1 protein-coding gene is annotated in these 1,544 nt (G+C 65.7%); it reads right to left on the minus strand.

Going from position 1 to position 1,544, the window contains the following annotated elements; all coding sequences use genetic code 11:
• Positions 1-1,544, minus strand: a 1,544-nt coding sequence (locus tag AC3WJP_RS29035) for a hemagglutinin repeat-containing protein (protein ID WP_493724596.1), incomplete at both ends; no start/stop codon positions are given.

Consider the following 1,544-nt stretch of genomic DNA (forward strand, 5'->3'; position numbering starts at 1 on the left):
AAGGCGATGACGCCGCCGCTGTCGAGGGTGGTGTCGTTGCCGCTTTCAAGGATGGCCGCCTGATAGTGCTGGTCGTTGCCGCTGCGCATCACCAGGTCGCCGCCGGTGGTGATCCGGCTGCCGACGTGGGTGATGCGGGTGACTTCGTCGCGTCGGGCCTTGAGGGCGCCGAAGCTGCCTTTGGTCTTCTTGTCGTAAAGGGAGTAGTCGCTGTTCTGGCTGGCCAGGACGTTGAGGTCGTTGCCGGCGTAGAGGTAGGCCTGCTGGGCGGCGGTGACGTTGCTCGAGCTCAGCGTCGCGTCGTTGCCGGCACTCAAGCGGATGTCGTGGCCCGTCAGCGTCGACGCCACTTGCTGGACGTGGTCTTCCTGCGCCTTGACCTTGCGGGTCTTGCTGGCGGCGTGCTGTTCATCCGCCGCTGAGCCGATGAACAGGTTGTTGCCCGCGACGATGTTGAGGTTGCCGTTGGCTTGTAACTGGCTGCCGACCACGAAGGCGTCATTCGTAGCTTCAATGCGCAGGTCGCTCCCGGCGGTCACCTGCGATCCATGCTGCTTGATCGTCTGGCTGGAGGCGCCATGGCGCACATGACTGTCGACTTGCTGTGCGGCGACGACAGTGGCGTCGTTGCCGGCGTTGATCGTGATAGCCCCGGCGCTTTCCAGCTCGCCGCCGATGCTGTTGAAGTCTCGTCCGGCGTCGATCGCCAGGTTGCCGCGGGCCTCTACCCGGGCGGGCGGGTCGATGAAGCTGGTCTGCTCGGTGCGGTACTCGGAGCGGCTTTGATGGGTGGTCACGGTGCGCTCGACGAGCACGTCGCCGCTGACCGCCCTCATGCTCACCTCCCGGCCATTGATGAGGCCGCCCGCGCGGTTGATCACATGGTTGCGGGCCAGCAGGTCCAGGCGGTTGCCAGTCTCCATCAGGCCGAGGTTGACGACGCTGTCGCCGGCCTGAACCGCCAGGTCATTGCTGGCGCGCAGGGTGCCGGCGTTGTTGAGGTCGGTGCCGGTGATCAGGGTCAGGTCGCGGGCTTGGATGAGCGCACCGTTCGGGCCGAGGCGGTGGTTGGCGTTGGCCAGGTAGAGCACTGGGGCGAGCACGGTTTCGCCGTTGACCCGGGTGTTTTCCATCCAGACGATGTCGTGGGTCAGGGCGGCGATCTGTTCGGCGCTCAGGCGCGTGCCGAGTGTCAGGTTGAGCGCCTGTTTGCTGGCGATGGCGTTGTTCATCAGGTGCCTGAACATCGCTTCGTCGCTGGTCGTGCCTTCGAGGTAGCGCAGGCCGGTGCGGGCGAGTACCGCTTGCTGGATCAGGCGTTGTTCGTAGAAGCCGTCGCCCAGGCGCTTAGGGATGTCGGCGCGGGTATGGCCGAGGTTGGCGAACAGGTGATCGGAGCTCAGGAACAGCTTGAGGTTGGTGAGCAGGGGGTTGGTTTCGATCAGGTAGGGGTGGGCGCGCTGCGGGGCGCTGCTGGTCAGCGCGCCGGTGTGGCCTGCACCACTGGCGCTTTGACCGCTCAAGCGGAACAGGCCGTTCTGGCC

It is taken from the genome of Pseudomonas sp. GW821-FHT01A09 (assembly GCF_058986725.1).